Consider the following 16,639-nt stretch of genomic DNA (forward strand, 5'->3'; position numbering starts at 1 on the left):
CCTCCAGCCTCAGCGGTAGGTCGCGTTGTCGCGCAGGTGCTCGGCGTAGGTGTGGTTGACGTAGATCTTGCCGTCGGGCGCGTGCAGGAAGTACAGGGCGTCGCGGCCGTCGGGCAGCTTGCGCTCGGCGTTCAGGACGCTCAGCAGGGCAGGCTGGCCGGGGTTGTTGATGGGACCGGCGGGCAGGCCCTGGCGGGTGTAGGTCGAGTAGGGCGTGTCCTTGGTGAAGTCCCCGGCCGAGCGGTCGAGTTCGGGCAGGTCCTTGCCCAGCCCGTAGGCCACGGTGGGGTCGCTGCCCAGGGTGATGCCGTCCCGCAGGCGGTTGAGGAAGACCCCCGCGATGACCGGCATCTCCGCGTTGTTGGCGGCCTCCGCCTGCACCATGCTGCCCAGAATCACCCAGTCGCGCACCGAGAGGCCCAGGGCCTTCGCCTTCTGCACGTTCTCCGGGGTGAATTCCTGCTCCATGCGGGCGACCATTTCCTTCACAGCGTCTGTGGGCGTCTCCCCCACACGGAACTCGTAGGTCGCCGGGAAGACGAAGCCTTCGAGGTTCTCCTGCTCGCCCCGCGCGTACTGGCTGAGAGAAGCGTCGTTGAGGGCGGCTTCGATGGCCTTGGGGTCAAACCCGGCCTTCCCGAAGACGGGCGGAATGTCGCGCAGGCGCCAGCCCTCGGGCACCGTCACGTTGACGGTGGGGATGCGGGCGGGTCCGGCAAGTTTTTCGGCGACCTGATAGACGGTCATGTCACCCTTCAGGTCGTAGAGGCCCTCCTTGAGGCTGCCCGCCGTGCCGTTTTGCCGCATCACGAATCTGAGGGCGTCGGCGTTTTTCACGATGCCCTTTTCCTGCAACTCGCGGGCCACGGCGGGGAGGGTGTCGCCGGGCTCGACCTCCAGGGTGTAGGGACCGCCCCCGGCGGGCTGGGTCAGGCCGCGCAGGTACACGAAGACCCCAGCGGCGGCCAGCAGCAGCAGGATCACCAGTCCCAGCAGAATCTTGACCCACAGGGCCATCCCGCCCCCCTGAAGCCGGGTCATGCGGGCACCCCACCCGCGCCGAACGGAGTCACGCCGTGCGCGGCCAGGCGCCGCCCCAGCTCCGCGTCGGCGGGGGGCCGGGCGCCGAAGCGCGACACCACCCAGCCGCCGACCTCCACGGCGAGGCGGGCGGCGCGGGGGGCATCGCCGTGCGCGAGCCAGCCTGCCAGGAACGCGCCCCCGAAGGCGTCTCCGGCCCCGGTCGCGTCCACCGGGCGGTCGGCCGTGGCCGGAATATGCACGCGGGGCTGCTCCGGGCCTTCGATCAGGGCGCCCTCGTCGTCCATCTTCAGGACCACCAGGGCGCGGGGGTAGCGCTCCCGCAGGCAGGCCAGGGCCGGGCCGGGTTCGGCCTCGCCGGTCAGGGCGCGGGCCTCGTCGGCGTTGGGGAAAATCACGTCGAAGGGGACCGCGTCGACGATCCCGAGGAAGGTCTCGCGGCCAAGTTGCTGAATCATCTGAAAGCTCCCAGGGTCGAGGCTGAGGGTGCCCCCCCCCTCGCGGGCGAGGGCGGCGGCGGCCAGGGCGGCGGCGCGGGGCGGATCACGAAAGAGGCTCCAGGCGGTGAGGTGCAGGTGCCGCGCTCCGCGCAGGGTCTCCCCCGGCAGTTCGTCGGGGCGCAGCTCCCAGTCGGCGGCCTGCCCGGTCAGCATGGCCCGCTGGCCGTGACGGTCGATCAGGGCGAGAATCACCCCGGTGGGATGCTCGTCCGACAGGATGACCTCGGCGCCCACGCCTTCCGAGCGCAGCTCATAGGTGGCGAGGTCCCCGAAGCGGTCGCGGCCCACCTTGCCCACGAAGGTGGCAGGGCACCCGGCCCGGCGTGCCCACACCGCCAGATTCGCGGCCGAGCCGCCGCCGGACAGTTCCAGGCGCCCGGTCGTGTCGCCGCCCGGCAGCAGCATCGTGTCCGGCTTGGCCAGCACGTCCCAGGCGAGGTCGCCCAGCGACACCAGCGGGCGGAGCGGGGAAAAGGTGGGATGGCTCATGCGTGCCTCGCAGCATACAATTCCCGGCCCGCCGCGCTCTCCCCCCGGTGCCCCCGCCCTATCCCCGTGGGAGGGGCGCGGTGAGCACCGCCTGCCGCGCCAGCAGGGTCGCGGCCACGTCCAGCGCCCCGCTCAGGCCGTAGACCCACAGGTCCGCCGTGCCGGGCACGCTGCTGAAGCCCCGGATGGGCACCACGTTGAAGACCGCCATCGCCAGGCTGAGGGCCGCCGCCACGTTGAGCCAGTCGGCCAGCCGCGCCCGCCGCAGGGGGTCGGCGGGTTCGGGCGCGAGGCGGGCCAGGGTGCCGTAGACCGCGTTGCCCGCGAGCACGGCAGCGGGCCACACGGTGAGCAGGGCGGTCAGCGCGACCGGATTGGCCTGCGGCGCCGCGCCCCCCAGCACCGATATCAGCGTCAGAAACCACAGCGCCAGCCGCAGGGACGTGAGCCAGGGAAAGAACCCGCGTAGCGCCCGCAGGGTGCCGTCCTCCGGCGGCATGCCCCGCCCCGCCGTGAAGCGGCCCAGCACCGCCGTCCACAGGCCCAGCACCAGCGCCGCGAGCAGGGCTTCCCCGGCATTCAGCCAGCCCATCCCCCCGAAGCCCTCCCGCCACAGCAGGTACGCGGCGAGGGCGACCAGTCCGGCGACCTGCATCCACAGGGCCACGAGGGCGGGAGTGCGCCAGCGGGTCACGAGGAGCCTCCCACCCGGACGGCGTCCGAGCCTGGTGACCGGGCACCCTTCCTCACAGCCCCAGCTTCGCCCGCAGCCGCTCGCGAACCACCTCGGGCTGGGCCTGGCCCCCGGTGGCCTTCATGACCGGGCCGAAGAGGGCGTTCATCGCCTTGGCATTCCCGGCGCGGACCTTCTCCACGGTGGCGGGGTCGGCCGCGATGGCCGCGTCAATGGCAGCGTCGATGGCCCCGGTATCGGTCACCACCGCCAGGCCACGCTCCTGCACCAACCGCTCCGGATCATGGCCGTCCAGCACGTCGGGAAGGAGATCCTTGGCGATCTTGCCGCTGATCGTGCCCTCGTCGATCAGGCGCACGAGCGCGGCGAGGTGTGCGGGCTGGAGGGCCGAAGCCGCGAGCGCCACTTCCCGTGCCGCCAGCAGCCCGGCCACATCGCTCAGCAACCAGTTGGCCAGCTTCTGTGGGTCAGCTCCTCCCATAAGCGCCGCGTCGTAGAAGCGCGAGAGGGTGACGTCGTGGCTGAGGGTCTGCGCGTCGGCCCCCCGCACCCCCGCCGCGAGGTAGCGTTCGCGCTTGGCGGCGGGCAGCTCGGGCATCCGTGCCCGCACCCGCGCGATCCACTCCGGGGTGATGTCCAGGGGCGGGAGGTCCGGCTCGGGGAAATAGCGGTAGTCGGCCTCGCCCTCCTTGGTCCGCATGACGAAGGTCTTGCCGCCGCCCTCGTCCCAGCCCAGGGTGTCTTGCGTGATGGCGCCGCCCGCAGACAGCACCCGCGTCTGCCTCGCCGTTTCGTAAGCGATGGCCCGCTCAACGCTGCGGAAGGAATTGAGGTTCTTGACCTCCACCTTGGTGCCCCAGGGCTCGCCGGGTTTGTGAACGCTGAGGTTCACGTCGCAGCGCATCTTGCCCTCCTCGGGAGTCGCGTCACTAACACCGAGGGCCTGCGCGATGGCCTGCACGCTCTCCAGAAAGGCGCGGGCCTGCTCGGGTCCCGTGAGGTCGGCCTCGGTGACCATCTCGATCAGGGGCGACCCGGCGCGGTTGAGGTCGAGCAGGCTGTAGGGCGCGTAGGCGGGGTGCAGCAGCTTGCCCGCGTCGTCTTCGAGGTGGGCGCGTTTGATGCGGACGCGCTCGCCTGCTCCATTTCCCAGCGGCACATCCAGATACCCGTTCCGCGCCACGGGGCGGTCGTACTGCGAGAGCTGGAAGTTCTTGGGCGAGTCGGGGTAGAAGTAGTTCTTGCGGTGAAACTGGGTGAAGCCCGAGACCTCGCAGTTCAGCGCGAGGCCGAACATCAGCGCGAGGTCCACCGCCTCCCGGTTGAGGGTGGGGAGGGTGCCCGGCAGCCCCAGGGTCAGGGGGTCCGCGAAGGTGTTGGGGTCCGCCCCGTGGTAGTCGGCGGGGCACGCGCTGAACAGCTTGGAGCGTGTCCGCAGTTGCAGGTGAACTTCCAGCCCGATGACCGCGCGGTACATGGGGCGCAGGATACGGCTTCGGGAGCAGGCCGGGCAGGGTCAGCCCCCGTCCCGGCGGCGGGTCAGGCCCTCACAGGCTGCGGCACTGGCCCTCGCGGTTGCCCTCCACGCGGTTGCTGGCCCCGGTGGGCGTGCGGGCGTTGTTCTCGCACTCCAGGTTGCCATCGACGGTCACGCGGGTCAGGCGCAGGGGGCCGCTGTTGCGCTCCAGCTCGATGTTGCCGTCCACGCGAGTGTTCTCCACCGTCACGCTGCCGCCGCGCTCGGCTTTGAGGTCGCCGGCCACCCGGCTGTCCGTCACGGTGATCTGGCGAAAGCCGTCCTTGCCCTCGACACTGCCGCTGACCGTGCTGTTGCGGATGCTGACGCTGCCCCCCCGCCCGACCTGCACCGAGCCGCCCACGCGCACATTGAGCAGCACGCAGGTCGCGCCCGGCCGCACCTCGACGTTGCCCCCCAGGACCCGGCCCCGCAGCGTGCCCGAGCAGGTCACGTGGTCGGCCCCCGCCGTGGGCAGCGCGAGTAAGGGCAACAGGGCCAGGGCCGCGAGCACAGACCTGTTCATACTCTTCAGCGTACCCCGGCCCCGTGCGGATTCCCTGGGAGAACGGTGGGCGGGGATTCACTCCCGGCGCACCATCTCCGTGTCGCTGGCGCGGAAGCCCAGCGCCCCGTACAGCGCCCGGCCCGCCTCGGTGGTGCCCAGGCTCAGGCGGGTCACGCCGCGCTCGCGGGCGGCTTCCACGCAGCGGGTCACCAACTCGCGGGCCAGGCCGCGCCGCCGAAAGTCGGGGTCGGTCCAGACGTTCACGATCCGGCCCCGCCAGGGCTGCGGATCGCCGCGTGTCGGCCCCCACTCCAGCAGGGTCAGGCCCGCTCCGGCGACCACCCGGCCCTCCTCCCCCTCGGCCAGGAAGCCCAGATACAGGCCGCGCTCCACCGCGCCCGCCACCCAGGCGGCGTAGGCGGCCCGCTCCCCAGCGTCCGCGTCGTCGGGAAAGCGGTGCCGGGCGAGGGTGGGCGCGTCGGCGGGCGTGGCGGGGCGCACGGGCATGGGCACCATTGTGGGCCTGTGGGCCGCACATTCGTCTGAACCGCCTCGACGTGCAGTTCGGGGTGGGCGAGGGGCCGGAGTACTGACCCCTGTTCCCGCAACCCGCCGCCCGTGCCCCACGTACCCGCGAGCATGAGTGACCTCAGTGGACGAATCGGCGGCCTCACGGTGGGCTACGACCTGCACGCCGAGTGGGACGGCACGCGGCTGCGCGGGCGCATCGGTGGGAGAATCCAGGGCAAGGACCTCGACCTGACCCTGCGCGGCGGCGACGTGGACGGGCGCGTGGGCGGCACCTTCGCGGGCTTCGACGTGGACGGCGACGTGACCCCGGACCGGGTGACTGTGCGCCTCGGCGGGCGGGTCGAGGGAGACGACGTGGCGCTGACCCAGCGGGGCGACCGCATTGAGGGCCGCTTTTCCGGGCGCGTGATGGGCAAGGACGTGAACCTGCACGCCACGGCCCGGCGCCTGAGCGGGCGCATCGGCGGCGCGGTGGAGGGCAAAGACGTGGCCCTCGCGCTGCCGGAGGGCCTGCCGCCCCTGCTCGCCGCGCTGGCCGCCACCTGCGCCTACAAGGTGTTGGAGGACGATCAGGCGAGCGCGGCGGCCTCCACGAGCGCGACCTCGTGACCCCCGTCAGCCGCACATTCCCGCGCCGGGACGCGTGCTAATTTCCGCGCTAGCTATGGAGACTAGACCTCGGACGCTGGGTGAGCTGTTGCAGACGCCGGAGTACGCGGGGCGCACGCCCTTCGACGGCCACGTGCGGACCGTGCAGGACGAGGTCCGCGAGAATCTGACCCGCAAGCTCAGAAGCGGCGAGGAGCTGTTCCCCGGCGTGGTGGGCTACGACGACACCGTCATTCCGCAACTCGTCAACGCGCTGCTGGCGCGGCAGAACTTCATCCTGCTGGGGCTGCGCGGGCAGGCGAAAAGCCGGATCCTGCGGGCGATCACCGGGCTGCTCGACGACGTGGTGCCCGTCATTGACGGGGTGGATATGCCCGACGATCCCCTCAACCCCATCGGGGCGGAGGGACGGCACCTGCTCGAGGCGCACGGCCACGACCTCCCCCTCCGCTGGCTGCCGCGTGACGCCCGCTACGTGGAAAAGCTCGCCACCCCCGACGTGACGGTCGCCGACCTGATCGGGGACGTGGACCCCATCAAGGCGGCCCGCCTGGGCACAAGCTTAGGCGACACCCGCTCCATGCACTTCGGGCTGCTGCCCCGCGCCAACCGGGGCATCTTCGCGGTGAACGAGCTGGCCGACCTCGCACCCAAGGTGCAGGTCGCCCTGTTCAACATCCTTCAGGAGGGCGATGTCCAGATCAAGGGCTACCCCATCCGGCTGGAACTCGACGTGATGCTGGTCTTTTCCGCCAACCCCGAGGACTACACGGCGCGCGGCAAGATCGTCACGCCGCTCAAGGACCGCATCGGCTCGGAGATCCGCACCCACTACCCCAGCGACGTGCGGCTGGGCATGGACATCACCGAGCAGGAGGCAGTCCGGGCCGAGGGCGTGACGGTGCCGCCCTTCATTGCCGAGCTGATCGAGGAGATCGCCTTCCAGGCCCGCGAGGACGGCCGGGTAGACAAGCTCAGCGGCGTGTCGCAGCGATTGCCCATCAGCCTGATGGAACTCGCGGCGGCCAATGCCGAGCGCCGGGCGCTGGTGTCGGGCGACACCCCGGTCGTGCGCGTCAGTGACGTGTACGCGGGCCTTCCCGCGATCACCGGCAAGCTGGAGCTGGAGTACGAGGGCGAACTCAAGGGCGCCGATCAGGTCGCCCGCGACGTGATTCGCAAGGCGGCGGGGGCCGTCTTCGCCCGCCACTACGGCAGCGCCGACACCCGCGAGCTGGAGAAGTGGTTCGAGGCAGGCAACGTGTTCCGCTTCCCGCAGGGCGGAGACGCGGCGAGCGCCTTGAAAGGGGCGGGGGACGTGCCCGGCCTGACCGACCTCGCCGCCCACGTGGCGAACAGCTCCGACGACGCCGTGCGGGCCTCGGCGGCCGAGTTCGTGCTGGAGGGACTGTACGGCCGCAAGAAGCTCAGCCGCGCCGAGGAAACCTACGCCGCCCCTGAGCCGGAAGTGCGCCGGGAGCGCGGCGGCCGCTGGAACTGAGCCGCCCACCTTCCGTCCCAGGAAAGCCCCAGCGGTTGCTGGGGCTTTGTTCTGGTCTTGTGCGGGCTGCCCTCACGCTGCCGGGGCCGCCACCAGCCGGTCGCGCCCGCTGTCCTTGGCCTCGCGCAGGGCGGCGTCGGCCTGAGAAAAGGCGTGGGCGAGGCCCTGTTCCGGGCCGTAGGCGCACAGGCCCACGCTGAGGGTGATCCGCTGGCCCTCCCCGAAGGTGTGCCCGGCGATCCCGGCCCGCACGCCTTCGAGCACCCGCGCGGCCTCGTGGACCGAGCGGCCCGGCAGGCAGACCACGAACTCCTCGCCGCCCCAGCGAAAGAGGGGCACCCCGCCGCCCAGCACGTCCCGCAGCACGGTCGCCACGCCTTGCAGCACCCGGTCCCCGGCCTCGTGGCCCCAGCGGTCGTTGACGGCCTTGAAATGGTCGATGTCCAGCACCGCGAGCACGCCGGGGGTGACCGTCTGGGCACAGGCTTCCGCGAAGGCGAGGCGGTTGCCCAGCCCGGTGAGGGGGTCTTGCCGGGCGCGGCGTTCCTCCTCGCGCATGCGGCGTTGCAGGTCCACGACCGCTCCCGCGAAAAAGTGCGTGAACAGACTGACCGCCAGCAGCAGCGCCGAGGTCGTGAGGTGCGTGGCGGCCACGTTCTCCCAGCGGGTCGCCGCCAGGGTCCCGGCCCCGGTCAGCGCCAGTGCCAGCACCTGCCCCCGCCGGGGCCGGTCGCTGAAGAGCAGGTGCCAGATCAGCACGTTCAGCGGGATCAGCAGCAGCAGCAGGTGCACGATCAGCTCGTGGTAGACGGCACGGACATACAGCCGCTGCGGCTCCAGGGCCAGCACCGCCACAAACACCAGCACGCTGACCGCGAACCCCAGCCGCACCCCCTCGCGCCAGCCGGGGCGCAGCCGATGCAGCAGCGAGAACAGCGCCAGCGTTCCCGAGAACAAGGCCACCAGCGGGTGAACGCCCCCCGTCAGCGCCGAGATGATCCACAGCACCGCCGCCGCCACCAGCGGCACCAGCAACCGGAAATACACCCACGCGATCCGCTCGGGCAGGTTGGCCGGTCCCACGGGACGGGGAGGCATCTTCCCCCTGTCATAACATGCCCATCACCCCTGCGTCAGCCCAGATGGGGAGGCCCCCCGACAGGTGGGACTAGTACAACTTGCCCAGCACCTCGTCCTTCATCACGAAGCTGTGCTCCTTGGTCGGGAACTCGCGGGCGCGGACCTCGCGGGCGTAGGCTTCCAGTGCCTCGCGGGAGGTGCGGCCCAGTTCGGCGTAACGCTTGGCGAGTTTCTTCTCGTCGCCCTCGTACAACCCCAACAAGTCGTGGTACACCAGCACCTGACCCCGGCAGTGGACCCCCGCCCCGATCCCGATGGTGGGCACCACGAGCCGCTCGGTAATCAGCCGCGCCAGCCGGGCAGGAATCGCCTCCAGCACCACGCTGAACGCCCCGGCCTCCTGCAACGCCAGCGCCCCGTCCAGCGTGCGCCGCGCCCCCTCCTCGTCGCGGCCCTGCACCTTCAGGCCGCCCTGGGCGGTCGCGGTCTGGGGCATCAGGCCGACGTGGCCCATCACCGGGATGCCGTTGCGGGTCAGCACGGTCACGGCCTCCAGAATCTCGGGGGTGGCCCCCTCCATCTTCACGGCGTCGGCGCCGGTCTGCTGGATGACCTGCACCGCCGCCCGCATCGCGTCCCCGGCGCCCGTCTGGTAGGTGCCGAAGGGGAGGTCGACCACCACGAACGTCTCCGGAGCACCCCGGCGCACCGCCCGCCCGTGGTGAATCATGTCGGCCAGCGTCACGGGGGCGGTCGAGTCGTAGCCCAGCACCACGTTGCCCAGGCTGTCGCCCACCAGAATCAGGTCTACCCCGGCGGCCTCGGCGTGCCGGGCGCCCGGATAGTCGTAGGCCGTCACCATCACCAGCGGGTCGGCAGCCTGCAGGAGGTCGGGGACGCTGCGTTTCATGGGGGAAAGGTACCAGCTTTGGGAGCGGGATTACCCCGTGATGACCTCACCGTAGCGCCCCAGCACGAGGTAGATGATCCAGCCCGTGACCGCCACGTACAGCCACACCGGGACCGTCCAGCGCACCCAGGCGCGGTGGCGGTTAAAGTGCGGCCGGGCGGCGGGCGCATCGATGTTGCCGAGGTTCCCGGCGGCCTTCAAGCCCTTCCAGGCGTTGTACAGGGCACCCAGCGCGAGGGGCAGGTTCGCGGCGGCCAGGATGATGTGGCTGATCAAAAGGGCGAAGTAGGCGCCCCGCCACGCGTCCGGCCCGGCATAGGCCTTTTCGTAACCCAGCGCCAGCCGGGTGAGGTACAGCACCAGAAAGACGGTGGCGAGGCCGCTGGCCGTGAGCATGGCCCGCATGTGCGCCTCGCGGTTGCCCCGGCGGATAAAGAGGACGCCGAACACGAGCGCGATGCCGCTCAGAACGATGGTGATAACGGCCCACTGGTTGATGATCGGTGCCACGTCCGGCAGTCTAGGGTCCGGGGGCCGGGGCGGGTGTCCGGGCGGTCAGGGCGCCCCGCCGTCCCCGCCTCCCACCTCGCTCCATAAGGGGTAGAGGGGGGCCTCGTCGGGCTCCACCGGGGGAAAGCGGCCCACCGCCTCCAGAAACACGTTGTCGTGCAGGTCGTCGTTCACGGCGCTCACCTCCCCGGCGAGGACCGGACCGCCGCCGGGCCGCGCATAGAAGCGGTGGTAGGTGCCCGGCCGCAGCGTGATGCTCTCGCCGGGGTGCAGGGCGAGCGGGGCCAGCGGCGGGACGTGACGCACCCGGCCATCGGTCAGGACCGGCGCGGGCACGTCGCGGACCTCGCCTTGCGGGGTCACCAGCGCCAGCTCCAACACGAGCACCCCGCCCCCCCGGTGAATGATGTCCTCGGTCTTGTGGTGGTGGGTGTGCAGCGGCGTTTCCTGCCCCTCACCTACGAGGAGCACCTTCTCGGCGTAGGGCACGTCGCTGGGCACGCCAGGGCGGCCGTTGCGGGTGCAGACCAGCAGCAGGCCCCGGCGGGCGAAGTCCCCTGAGCCGAAGTTGGTCACGTCCCAGCCCATCTGCCGGGCGCGGCAGTAGGCGGCGACCTCCGGCTGCGCGTCCCATTCCCCCGGCGTCCAAGTCACCCAGGGCGGCGGGGCGAAGCGCAGTTCCTGCAGCAGGGCGACGGCGTGGCGCTGGGCGGCATTGACTTCGGACCGGAGCATGGGCACCTCGGGGGGCGGGCGTGGGGGACAATTCTCAGGCGGGCGGGGCCAGTAGAATAGCCGGGTTGACCGCGCCCCCGGTGCAGAACCGGGCTGAGGCGCGGAAGGGACGGTGAGGAGGAAGATGAGCGGAACGCTGACGGTTCCCCGCCGGGGTGCGGGCGCGTGGCTCCCCCGGCTGGCGTGGGCGGCCCTGGCCTACAACGTGCTGGTGATCTTGTGGGGAGCGGTCGTCCGAATCACGGGGGCGGGCGCCGGGTGCGGCGACCACTGGCCGCTGTGCAACGGGGTGGTGGTGCCGCAAAGCCCCACAGTCCACACCTTGATCGAATTCAGCCACCGCCTGACGAGCGGGGCGAGCGGGCTGATCGCCCTGGCGCTGATCGCGCTGGCGTTCCGCGCCACTCCGAAGGGCCACCCCGTCCGGCTGGGCGCGGTGCTGAGCTTCGGGCTGATTCTGCTCGAGGGGCTGGTGGGCGGCGTGCAGGTGCTCCTCGGCCTGACCGCCGACTCGACCGATCCCGCGCGGGGGCTGGTGCAGGGCATTCACCTCGCGAACACTTTCCTGCTGCTGGGCGCCCTGCTGCTCACGGCGCTGTGGGCCTCGGGCCGCCCGGCGCTGCGGCTGCGCGGACAGGGCCGGGCGCTGGGCGTGCTGGCCGTGGGCCTGGGCCTCACGCTGGTGCTGGGCATGGCGGGCGCGGTCACCGCGCTGGGCGACCTGCTGTTCACGCCCGCGCCCGGCACGCCGCTGGACACGGTGCGGCGCGACTTCGGGGCGACCGCCAGCCTGATCGAGAACCTGCGGGTGGTTCACCCCCTGCTGGCGGTGCTCACGACCGTCTACCTGGTGTGGATGGTGGGGGCGCTGCGGCGCTGGCGGCCTTCCCCGGCCGTCACCCGCTGGGGCGCCGCGCTGTTCGGGGTGATCGCCGCGCAGATGGCGGTGGGCTTCCTGAACGTGGCGCTCAAGGCGCCCGACTGGATGCAGCTCACGCACCTGCTGCTGGCGTGCATCATGTGGCTCGTGACCGTGCTGCTGGGCTACGAAGCGCTGACCGCCCTGCGCCGGGTGCCGACCCCGGCCCGTGCGGGCGCCCCCGAGGTGACGGCATGACGGACACCCATCTCGCCGCCTCGCCTGCCCCGGCGGGCACGGCCGCCCCCCGCCCCACCTGGCGCGACTACCTCGCCCTGACCAAGCCCAAGGTCATCAGCCTGCTGCTGTGGACCACCCTCACCGCGATGGTGATGGCGGCCGAAGGGTGGCCGGGGCTGTGGCTGTTGATCGTCGTCAGCCTCGCCGGGTACGCCTCGGCGGGGTCGGCGGGCGTGTTCAACATGATCATCGACCGCGACATCGACCTGCGGATGAAGCGCACCTCCGGGCGGCCCACCTCCAGCGGCCTGATCGGCACCCGCGAGGCCGCGATCTTCGGCACCGCCTTGCAGGTGCTCTCCTTCATGGCCCTGTGGGTGTGGGCCACGCCACTCGCCGCGTGGATGAGCCTGGCGGGCTTTTTCACCTACGTGGTGGTCTACACCCTGTGGCTCAAGCGCACGACCTGGCACAACATCGTGCTGGGCGGCGCGGCCGGGTGCTTTCCGCCGCTGGTGGGCTGGGCCGCCGTGACGGGCGAGTTGCCGCTGGTGGCGTGGTTTCTCTTCGCCATCGTGTTCTTCTGGACCCCGGTGCACTTCTGGGCGCTCGCGCTGATGATCAAAGACGAGTACCGCGAGGTCGGCATTCCCATGCTGCCCGTCGTGCACGGCGACCGCCTGACGGTGGCGCAGATCTGGCTGTACGCGATCTACACGGTGGTGCTCTCGGTGATGCCCGTCTTTTTCCAGGCGGTCGGGGGGCTGTACTTCGTGGCGGCGCTGGGGCTGGGCGGCTGGCTGCTGGTGCTCTCGTGGCGGCTGCACCAGCATGTGATGGCGGGGCGGCGCATCGAGCGGCCCGTGACCCTGCCGCTGTACCTCTACTCGATGCTATACCTCGCCCTGCTGTTCCTGGCGGGGGCGCTCGACCGGGTGCTGCTGACCTGAGCCGCCCTCCCCCGGCAGCCGGCCGTGCGTCTTCCGAGGTGGGGGCGCACGGCCAGGCCGTTTGAACCTCGCCCCGAAGGACACTTGCCTACCCCCCAGCCTGCTCTGATGGGGGGCATCCCTGACCGCTCGGTCGACCCTGGCGTAAGCCGCGCGGGGCGGGCGGTTTTGGAAGGTGCAAGGTTCTGGTGGAAGCGACTACACTGGGGCGCGAGGAAAGAGGAAAGGAGTGACATTGAACACCAACCAGAGTGGCCGCCCACGCGGCCCAGGGGGAGGCCGGGCGCTCTTCATGAGGGGAGCCCTCCTCGCGGCGGGAGCGGCGCTGCTGACAGGCTGTCAGGAGTCGAACCAGCTCATCACCTTCGGCGACATGTCGTCGGCCTACAACCGCGAGATCTTCTGGATGAGCGTGTGGGCCATCGCCTTCTCGATCATCATCTTCATCGGCGTGTCCTACGCCCTGTTCGCCACGGTGCGGCGCTTCCGCGAGGAGAACAACTCGGCCGCGCCCGCCCAGTTCCACGGCAACAACCGCCTGGAGGTGGCGCTGGTGGCGGTGCCGGTCCTGATCGTGATCGTGCTGAGCGTGCTGACCGTGCGCTCCATGGCGCGGCTGAACCCCACGCCGGAAAACGCCACGACCGTCACGGCGCTCTCGCGGCAGTTCTGGTGGAACTTCAGCTACCCCACCGCCACGGCGGCGGCGGGCGGCGTGGTCACCAACGGCAACGAGATGATCATGCCCACCCGCAACCCGGTGGCGGTCACGATCACCTCCGGGGACGTGATGCACGCGTTCTGGGCGCCCAACCTCGGCGGGCAGCGCAACGCGACTCCCGGCACCGAGAAGACCTGGCAGATCGACACCGACCGCCCCGGCGTGTACCAGGGCAACTGCTCGATGCTGTGCGGGGCTTCTCACGCCAACATGCGCTTCAAGGTGATCGCGCTGGAGCCTGAGCGCTACAACGCCTTCCTGGCGGCGGCGGCGGCCTACCGCGCCCCCACGCCCGCTCCCGGCAGCGCCGAGGAACGTGGCTACCAGCTCTTCTTGCAGGGCAAGCCCTCGACCGGGGCACTGTCCTGCGCGGCCTGCCACCGGGTGCAGGGCACGCCCGCCAACGGGGCGGCCGGGCCTGACCTGAGCTTTTTCGGCACCCGCCGCACGCTGGGCGCCGGGATGTGGGAAGGCGAGCGGGCCGAGGAGATGCTGATTCCCTGGCTCGCCAACAGCCCCGGCGTCAAGCCCGGCAGCCTGATGCCGCCCTACAACGGCGCGACCTATCTGGTCAACGGCAAGGAGCAGAAGGGCGGCGTTCTGACCGAGCAGGAGCTCTCGGACATCGCCGCATACCTGCGCAGCCTGCGCCTGCCGGAAGAAGCCGACTACTGGCGTGACACGCCCGTGATCGGGAGCACCAGCACTGCCCAAGGAGGCGACCAGTGACGGTTCAGCACGCGCCGCAGCCCCAGGTGACCTCCGCCCGGCGGGGCGCCTGGGAGGTCATCAAGGACTACATGATGACCACCGATCACAAGAAGATCGGGCTGCTGTACATCCTCGTTTCCATCATCGCCTTCGGGGTCGCGGGGCTGATGGCGGTCGCGCTGCGGCTGCAGCTCGCGCTGCCGGACCAGGGCCTGCTCGTGGGGAACACCTACAATGAGGTCCTCACCGGGCACGCCGCGATCATGCTCTTTTTCTTCCTGATTCCGATTGGGCTCTTCGGCTTCGGGAACTTCTTCCTGCCGCTGCAACTCGGGGTGCGGGACGTGGCGCTGCCACGCGTGAACACCTTCGCGGTGTGGCTGTTTATCGCCAGCCTGCTGCTGATCCTGACGGGCCTGTTCCAGGGCGGCCTGCCGGGCGTGGGCTGGACCTTCTACTACCCGCTGTCGGTGGACGGCAACCAGACGGGCGTGAGCGTCTTTATGGTGGCCGTGATTCTCAACGGCCTGGGGTCGCTGCTGGGCAGCGCGAACTTCGCCGCAACCATCGTGAACATGCGGGCGCCCGGCATGAGCCTGTGGAAGATGCCCATCTTTTGCTGGAGCATCTTCGCGACCAGCCTGCTGCAGCTCATCAGCCTCGGCGGCCTGACGGCGGCGGCGCTGGTGACCTTCCTGGAACTCAAGCTGGGCCTCTCGATGTTCAACCCCGGCATCGGCGGCACGCCCATCCTGTTCACGCAGTTTTTCTGGTTCTACTCGCACCCCGCCGTGTACGTGATGCTGCTGCCCTACCTGGGCATCGCCGCCGAGATCGCCTCGACCATGGCCCGCAAGCCGCTGTTCGGCTACCGGGTGATGGTGTACTCGCTGCTGGGCATCGTGCTCGTCTCGCTGCTGGTGTGGGCGCACCACATCTTCGCCATCGGCCTGCCCGAAGGCTGGCAGATCGCCTTCGCCATCGCCACCCTGATCGTGGCCGTGCCCACGGGCGTCAAGATCTTCAACCTGATCGGCACGCTGTGGGGCGGGCGCATCATCATGAAGACGCCGACCTTCTGGCTGGTGGGCTTCATCTTCAACTTCCTGATCGGCGGCATCACGGGCGTCTCGCTGGGCATGGTGCCCTTCGACTACCAGGTGACCAACTCGTACTACGTGGTGGCGCACTTCCACAACGTGATGATGTTCGGCACCGCGTTCCTGGCGATGGGCGGCCTGTACTACTGGTGGCCCAAGATGACCGGGCGCTTCCTGAACGAGCGGCTGGGGATGTGGCACTTCTGGCTCTTTATGGTGGGCTCGTGGCTGACCTTCCTGCCGCAGTACATCCTGGGCCTGCTGGGCATGCCCCGGCGCTACTACACCTACCCGGCGGGGAACTTCGCCTGGACCGAGCTGAACTTCATCTCGACCATCGGGGCGCTCGTGCTGCTGGCGGGCGGCATCGTGATGGTCTGGAACATGCTCCACAGCCTGCGCAAGCCCATCACGGCCTCCAACAACCCATGGGGCGGCTTCACGCTGGAGTGGACGGCGGCTTCTCCTCCCGCCGCCTACAACTTCGCGCACGAGTTCCCCACCACCTTCCCCACCGAGCGGCCGCTCTACGACTGGGAAAAGAGCGGGCAGACCCTGACGCCCGTGGACCCCAAGAGCATTCACCTGCCGCAGGACTCCATCTGGCCCTTCATGACGGCGCTCTCGCTGCTGCTGATGGGCTACGGGCTGAGCTACGGCTGGTTTACCAACTACACCCCGGCGGGGGGCCTGCAGGCCTTCTCGGAAGCGAGCCTGAACTTCCAGATCTCGACCGTGATCCTGTACCTCTCCATTCCGCTGTTCCTGTACTCGCTGTTCAAGTGGGCGGGCACCCGTGAATACGCCGTGCCGGTCGAACACCACCACCTGACCAAGTACGACAACGGCTTCATGGGCATGGCGTGGTTCATCATCTCGGAAATCAGCCTCTTCGGCGTGTTGATCGCCGGGTACGTGTACCTGCGTATCGTCGGCGCCGCCGAGCCGCCCGCGCTGCGGCCCAACATCTGGCTGGCCGCCGTGAACACCCTGATTCTGGTCACCTCGTCTTTCGTGATTCACAAGGCCGAGCAGGACCACCACAAGGGCCGTTACACCTGGTTCCGGCTGGGCCTGCTGATCACCCTGATCCTGGGCGCCCTCTTCATGATCTTCCAGGTGTACGAGTTCGCGCTGTTCGGCGTGGAAAGCGACTGGAAGCAGAACCTGTGGCAGGCGTGCTTCTTCATCATCGTGGGCCTGCACGGGCTGCACATCCTGATCGGCGGCACGGGCATCGCGCTGCCCTACTACCAGGCGCTGACCGGCAAGATGGACAAGTACAACCACGGCTCGCTGACGGCCGCCAGCCTGTACTGGCACCTGGTGGACGTAGTGTGGCTGCTCATCGTGGCGATCTTCTACGCGTGGTGAGCTAGCTTTCAGCTTTCCGGGGTGGGGACGTGATGGGCGTCCCCGCCCTCTTTTTTGGCT

The 16,639-nt window shown here is 70.1% G+C and carries 16 protein-coding genes; 6 read left to right on the forward strand and 10 right to left on the reverse strand.

The window, feature by feature from the left end; genetic code table 11:
- Positions 1-9 precede the first annotated feature (9 nt).
- The 6 genes from mltG to C3K08_RS11700 form a co-directional block, all read right to left on the reverse strand.
- Positions 10-1,041, reverse strand: a complete 1,032-nt coding sequence (gene mltG, locus C3K08_RS11675) for an endolytic transglycosylase MltG (protein ID WP_104991462.1) — start codon at positions 1,039-1,041, stop codon at positions 10-12.
- Positions 1,038-2,030, reverse strand: coding sequence for a carbohydrate kinase family protein (locus C3K08_RS11680; protein ID WP_104991463.1), 993 nt, complete (start codon positions 2,028-2,030; stop codon positions 1,038-1,040). Before C3K08_RS11680 ends, mltG begins: the two co-directional genes overlap by 4 nt.
- A 58-nt stretch (positions 2,031-2,088) precedes the next feature.
- Positions 2,089-2,724 (reverse strand): hypothetical protein, encoded by a 636-nt coding sequence (locus tag C3K08_RS11685; protein WP_369848279.1) that lies wholly within the window; start codon positions 2,722-2,724, stop codon positions 2,089-2,091.
- 52 nt (positions 2,725-2,776) lie between these two features.
- Positions 2,777-4,201 carry an Asp-tRNA(Asn)/Glu-tRNA(Gln) amidotransferase subunit GatB gene (gene gatB / locus C3K08_RS11690; RefSeq protein WP_104991464.1) on the reverse strand — a complete coding sequence of 475 codons (1,425 nt, stop codon included), beginning with the start codon at positions 4,199-4,201 and terminating at the stop codon, positions 2,777-2,779.
- A 70-nt stretch (positions 4,202-4,271) separates the two neighbouring features.
- Positions 4,272-4,766 carry a hypothetical protein gene (locus C3K08_RS11695; RefSeq protein ID WP_104991465.1) on the reverse strand — a complete coding sequence of 165 codons (495 nt, stop codon included), beginning with the start codon at positions 4,764-4,766 and terminating at the stop codon, positions 4,272-4,274.
- 57 nt (positions 4,767-4,823) lie between these two features.
- Positions 4,824-5,255 (reverse strand): GNAT family N-acetyltransferase, encoded by a 432-nt coding sequence (locus tag C3K08_RS11700; protein ID WP_199776926.1) that lies wholly within the window; start codon positions 5,253-5,255, stop codon positions 4,824-4,826.
- A gap of 132 nt (positions 5,256-5,387) precedes the next feature.
- Between C3K08_RS11700 and C3K08_RS11705 the strand changes: the two genes are divergently transcribed.
- Together C3K08_RS11705 and C3K08_RS11710 are read left to right on the forward strand one after the other, a co-directional pair.
- Entirely contained in the window at positions 5,388-5,888 is a 501-nt protein-coding gene (locus tag C3K08_RS11705) for a hypothetical protein (RefSeq protein WP_104991466.1), read from the forward strand.
- Between the two features lie 55 nt (positions 5,889-5,943).
- Complete coding sequence (locus C3K08_RS11710) at positions 5,944-7,389, forward strand: ATP-binding protein (protein WP_104991467.1); 1,446 nt, start codon at positions 5,944-5,946, stop codon at positions 7,387-7,389.
- 72 nt (positions 7,390-7,461) lie between these two features.
- On the opposite strand, the gene C3K08_RS11715 is transcribed toward C3K08_RS11710, so the two are convergent.
- The 4 genes from C3K08_RS11715 to C3K08_RS11730 form a co-directional block, all read right to left on the reverse strand.
- Positions 7,462-8,487 carry a diguanylate cyclase gene (locus C3K08_RS11715; RefSeq protein WP_104991468.1) on the reverse strand — a complete coding sequence of 342 codons (1,026 nt, stop codon included), beginning with the start codon at positions 8,485-8,487 and terminating at the stop codon, positions 7,462-7,464.
- Between the two features lie 70 nt (positions 8,488-8,557).
- Positions 8,558-9,379, reverse strand: a complete 822-nt coding sequence (gene panB, locus C3K08_RS11720; RefSeq protein WP_104991469.1) for a 3-methyl-2-oxobutanoate hydroxymethyltransferase — start codon at positions 9,377-9,379, stop codon at positions 8,558-8,560.
- Positions 9,380-9,409: 30 nt separating this feature from the next.
- Entirely contained in the window at positions 9,410-9,889 is a 480-nt protein-coding gene (locus tag C3K08_RS11725; protein ID WP_104991470.1) for a DUF420 domain-containing protein, read from the reverse strand.
- Between the two features lie 45 nt (positions 9,890-9,934).
- On the reverse strand, positions 9,935-10,624 hold the full coding sequence (locus C3K08_RS11730) for a D-lyxose/D-mannose family sugar isomerase (protein ID WP_104991471.1): 690 nt from the start codon (positions 10,622-10,624) through the stop codon (positions 9,935-9,937).
- 124 nt (positions 10,625-10,748) lie between these two features.
- Between C3K08_RS11730 and C3K08_RS11735 the strand changes: the two genes are divergently transcribed.
- The 4 genes from C3K08_RS11735 (at position 10,749) to C3K08_RS11750 (ending at position 16,579) form a co-directional block, all read left to right on the forward strand.
- Positions 10,749-11,741 (forward strand): COX15/CtaA family protein, encoded by a 993-nt coding sequence (locus C3K08_RS11735; RefSeq protein ID WP_104991472.1) that lies wholly within the window; start codon positions 10,749-10,751, stop codon positions 11,739-11,741.
- Positions 11,738-12,673 carry a heme o synthase gene (locus C3K08_RS11740; protein WP_104991473.1) on the forward strand — a complete coding sequence of 312 codons (936 nt, stop codon included), beginning with the start codon at positions 11,738-11,740 and terminating at the stop codon, positions 12,671-12,673. Before C3K08_RS11735 ends, C3K08_RS11740 begins: the two co-directional genes overlap by 4 nt.
- Before the next feature lie 292 nt (positions 12,674-12,965).
- The gene (gene coxB / locus C3K08_RS11745; RefSeq protein ID WP_104991474.1) at positions 12,966-14,123 is read left to right on the forward strand and encodes a cytochrome c oxidase subunit II; all 1,158 of its coding nucleotides are present in this window, start codon (positions 12,966-12,968) and stop codon (positions 14,121-14,123) included.
- The gene (locus tag C3K08_RS11750) at positions 14,120-16,579 is read left to right on the forward strand and encodes a cbb3-type cytochrome c oxidase subunit I (RefSeq protein WP_104991475.1); all 2,460 of its coding nucleotides are present in this window, start codon (positions 14,120-14,122) and stop codon (positions 16,577-16,579) included. The genes coxB and C3K08_RS11750 overlap by 4 nt, the downstream gene beginning before the upstream one ends.
- Positions 16,580-16,639 lie beyond the last annotated feature (60 nt).

The sequence above is a fragment of the Deinococcus sp. NW-56 genome, assembly GCF_002953415.1.
GTDB lineage: Bacteria > Deinococcota > Deinococci > Deinococcales > Deinococcaceae > Deinococcus.

Bases quoted from the DNA above. Each gene is read 5' to 3' on its own strand.
- coxB (WP_104991474.1), top strand. From the start codon at position 12,966: ATGAGGGGAGCCCTCCTCGCGGCGGGAGCGGCGCTGCTGACAGGCTGT.
- C3K08_RS11700 (WP_199776926.1), bottom strand. From the start codon at position 5,255: ATGCCCGTGCGCCCCGCCACGCCCGCCGACGCGCCCACCCTCGCCCGG.
- C3K08_RS11730 (WP_104991471.1), bottom strand. From the start codon at position 10,624: ATGCTCCGGTCCGAAGTCAATGCCGCCCAGCGCCACGCCGTCGCCCTG.
- C3K08_RS11705 (WP_104991466.1), top strand. From the start codon at position 5,388: ATGAGTGACCTCAGTGGACGAATCGGCGGCCTCACGGTGGGCTACGAC.
- C3K08_RS11680 (WP_104991463.1), bottom strand. From the start codon at position 2,030: ATGAGCCATCCCACCTTTTCCCCGCTCCGCCCGCTGGTGTCGCTGGGC.
- panB (WP_104991469.1), bottom strand. From the start codon at position 9,379: ATGAAACGCAGCGTCCCCGACCTCCTGCAGGCTGCCGACCCGCTGGTG.
- C3K08_RS11740 (WP_104991473.1), top strand. From the start codon at position 11,738: ATGACGGACACCCATCTCGCCGCCTCGCCTGCCCCGGCGGGCACGGCC.
- C3K08_RS11735 (WP_104991472.1), top strand. From the start codon at position 10,749: ATGAGCGGAACGCTGACGGTTCCCCGCCGGGGTGCGGGCGCGTGGCTC.
- C3K08_RS11695 (WP_104991465.1), bottom strand. From the start codon at position 4,766: ATGAACAGGTCTGTGCTCGCGGCCCTGGCCCTGTTGCCCTTACTCGCG.
- C3K08_RS11715 (WP_104991468.1), bottom strand. From the start codon at position 8,487: ATGCCTCCCCGTCCCGTGGGACCGGCCAACCTGCCCGAGCGGATCGCG.
- gatB (WP_104991464.1), bottom strand. From the start codon at position 4,201: ATGTACCGCGCGGTCATCGGGCTGGAAGTTCACCTGCAACTGCGGACA.
- mltG (WP_104991462.1), bottom strand. From the start codon at position 1,041: ATGACCCGGCTTCAGGGGGGCGGGATGGCCCTGTGGGTCAAGATTCTG.
- C3K08_RS11710 (WP_104991467.1), top strand. From the start codon at position 5,944: ATGGAGACTAGACCTCGGACGCTGGGTGAGCTGTTGCAGACGCCGGAG.